This is a genomic window from Streptomyces sp. NPDC054932 (genome assembly GCF_053610205.1).
Genome location: NZ_JBSGXU010000254.1, coordinates 1 through 3,003, shown reverse-complemented (window position 1 = coordinate 3,003; position 3,003 = coordinate 1). Strand labels below are relative to the sequence as shown.

The following is a 3,003-nucleotide window of genomic DNA, read 5'->3' as shown; positions in this document are numbered from 1 at the left end:
CTCGCGCGGGTTGTGGGTGTACTTGCCGGTGGTGCCCACCACGGCGCGGGTGGCCTGCGGGTGATAAACGAGCCCCCGGGCGGCGTTGCCCCCGGGGGCGGGGTCACGGCCGTCGGGTCGTGCCGGCGGGACGCCGGGCGCGGCCACCGCCGCGGCGGACGTCAGCTGACGGGGATGATCGCCGGAGCCGGCTCGTACCGGTAGTTCTCGCCGAAGTTCTTCTTCACGGCAGCCTCCCAGGAGCCGTCCGCGACCATCTTCTTCAGCGCGTCGTTGATCTTGCGCTGGAGCTCCTTGTTGCCCTTCTTGACGCCGATGCCGTAGTTCTCGTTGCTCAGGTTCTGGCCGAGCAGCTTGAACTTGTTCTCGTTGCCCTTCCGGGCGGCGTACCCGGCCAGGATGGAGTTGTCGGTGGTCATGGCGTCGACCCGGCTCTCCTGGAGCGCGACGACGCAGTCCGCGTAGCCGGACATCTCCAGCAGGCCCGCCTTGGGGGCGAGGTTCTTGCGGAGGTTCTCGGCCGAGGTGGAACCGGAGACCGAGCACAGGCTCTTCGAATTGAGGTCCTCGGCCTTGGTGATCGAAGCGTCGCCGGCGCGCGTCAGCAGGTCCTGGTGCGCGACGAAATACGGTCCGGCGAAGTCGACCTTCTCCTTGCGCTTCTCGTTGATCGAATAGCTCGCGACGACGAACTTGACCTCGTTGTACTGGAGCAGCAGCTCGCGGTCGTTGCTGTAGACCTGCTTGAATTCGATCTTGTTCGACTTGTAGCCGAGTTCCTTGGCCACGTACGTGGCGACGTCGACGTCGAATCCGGAGAAGGTGCCGTCGGTCTCCCGCATTCCGATGCCGGGCTGGTCGAACTTGATGCCGATGGCGAGGGTCCCGTCCCCCTGGTCCCCATCGTCGAAGACGCCGCACCCGGAGGCGGTCAGGGCGATTGCGATCACTGCGGCGACCGCGCCGGCCTGGGGAACCTTCATGCTGCACTCTTTCCTGAGGAACGCGGGACGCGTCGCCGGGATCGCCGGGGACGTGTGGAACCGCGCGTATATCGGGGGACGTCGGGACACGTGTAGTTGGAAGCTAGGAAGCGGACGGGCGCAGCGTCACTAGATTTGAGCGAAACTTGAGGATAACGATCCGGTTCTGCCGCGGATTCTGCGGCTGACCTGGGGCGGAGCGGGATAAAGGGGTGGCTGTGGGGACGGGTTCGGTACGGGTCGACGGGAATGTGCTGCTTTTGGGGGAAGGGGTGCGAATCCGTTTCATTCGCACCCTTCGGCTCCCTGAATCCGGTACGCACCCCCTTCCACCTGGTTTGGGGGAATTTCCGCTGCGGCGGGTGGAGGATCATCCGGACACGGTTCCGCCGGAGTGGCTGGCGAAGGGCGGCGTGATGCTGCCCGTGTACCTGCGCGAGGCGATGTGGCTGAGCTTCGGCGGGACCCGGGAACCGGCCGCACTGCAGGTCGGGGTCGGCAAGGTGTGCGCGGTCTCGGGCGAGCGCTGGACGGGGAGCCTCGCGCGCGCCCCGCAGAACTACGTGGTGCTGCCGCGGCAGCCGTGGCTGGACGGAATCAATTCCGGGGACGGAACGGTGCGCCAGTTCGTCGCCGTGCCGCTGGGACTCGGGGCCACGGTCGAAGGGCAGGTCACCGGGGAGGAGACCACCGGCGGTGTGCAGCTCCAGGCGTTCCTGCTGGGGACGTCGGCTCGGGAGGAGTGGCGGCGGGCGCAGCGCGTGCGACGGGCGCTGCCCCGCGCGGGCGGCTACGGCGGCCCGGTTCCCGCGCCGATGGCGGGGGCCCCGGGCGGCGGGCCGGTCCTGCCGCCGGCGCCCGGGCCCGCGGCCCCGGCGATGGGACTCGGCGCCGGTGGAACCATGCGCCAGGTGGTCCACCGGGACGAGCGGCGGCTGTCCGACTGGGCCGGGGAGCCGGCCGGGCGGGTCTTCGTGCACCTGGTGACCCCGCCCGCGTGGCGCCGTATCACCGGCGAGGACGCCCCGCCCTCACCGGTCGACCGGGCCGCCTACACCAGGGCCGGGCTGCCCTGGTTCGAGCACTACGACGACTCGGCCGCCGACCTCGCGCCCGCCGATGCCCTGCGCGGGGTCGAACCGGTGGGGGAGTGGCTCGGCGACGATCACACCCCGTGGGTGGAGCCGGCGCCGGGGCAGATCAAGCCGCTCGGGGACGCACCCGGGCCGGGCAGGTCCGTGCGGGACGGGGACTGGTGACCCGCCGGAACCCGGCGGGCGCGGCCCCTTCAGCCCCTTCGGCCGATCCGGCGGATCCGGTCGATCTGGCCGAAAACGTACGGTCGTTCGGAGTGGGCCGGGGGGCTCGTGGGATCATGAGCGGGCAATGCCTGTGAGCGAAGGGGGAGTTCGATGACCGGTGTACGCAAGGGTCTGGCCAAGGTGGAGTTCGCGCTGCGGTGGGATCCCAGCCCGGCCGGTACGCCCGCGAACGACCTCGACATCGTCGCGGCGGTCTACGGCGCGGCGGACCTCCACGGGACGCCCGTCCAGCTGGTGCATTTCGGCAGCCGGTCGCCCGACGGAACCATCGCCCTGAACCGGGACAGCCACACCGGCCAGGGCTTCGGCTTCGACGAGGTGATGACCATTGAACTGCACCGGATGGCACCGGAGTCGAGCCGCGTGGTCGTGGGTGTCGTCATCCAGAACGCCGAAACCGGCGGCGCGGACCCCGCGAAGACCTTCGCCGACATCGACGGCACCGGATTCCGGATCCGCGAGGGCCACACCGACCTCGCCCAGGGCGACTTCGGGTCCGTGACCGGTGCCACCGCGGCCACCGTGGCCGAGTTCACCCGCGACGCCTCGGGCGCATGGTCCTTCGACCTGCGGCTGCACGGATTCGAAGCGGACCCCGAGGAATTCGCCCGGACCATGGGCGGTCCGCGCTGAGGCCGACCGCCGGGTCCGGCGCAGAGCCGCGCGGACCGGGCGGCGGCCACTCCTGGGGTGAGTGG

Annotated in this window: 3 protein-coding genes; 2 read left to right on the top strand and 1 reads right to left on the bottom strand. The window is 70.3% G+C overall.

Annotated elements, in window-relative coordinates; genetic code table 11:
• Positions 1 to 161: 161 nt before the first annotated feature.
• Positions 162 to 983, bottom strand: coding sequence for a glutamate ABC transporter substrate-binding protein (locus tag ACWGE1_RS37495; RefSeq protein WP_453424945.1), 822 nt, complete (start codon positions 981 to 983; stop codon positions 162 to 164).
• Between the two features lie 218 nt (positions 984 to 1,201).
• Between ACWGE1_RS37495 and ACWGE1_RS37490 the strand changes: the two genes are divergently transcribed.
• The gene (locus tag ACWGE1_RS37490) at positions 1,202 to 2,242 is read left to right on the top strand and encodes a hypothetical protein (protein ID WP_453424944.1); all 1,041 of its coding nucleotides are present in this window, start codon (positions 1,202 to 1,204) and stop codon (positions 2,240 to 2,242) included.
• A gap of 153 nt (positions 2,243 to 2,395) precedes the next feature.
• The gene (locus ACWGE1_RS37485) at positions 2,396 to 2,938 is read left to right on the top strand and encodes a TerD family protein (RefSeq protein WP_453424943.1); all 543 of its coding nucleotides are present in this window, start codon (positions 2,396 to 2,398) and stop codon (positions 2,936 to 2,938) included.
• The last annotated feature ends 65 nt before the right edge of the window (positions 2,939 to 3,003 follow it).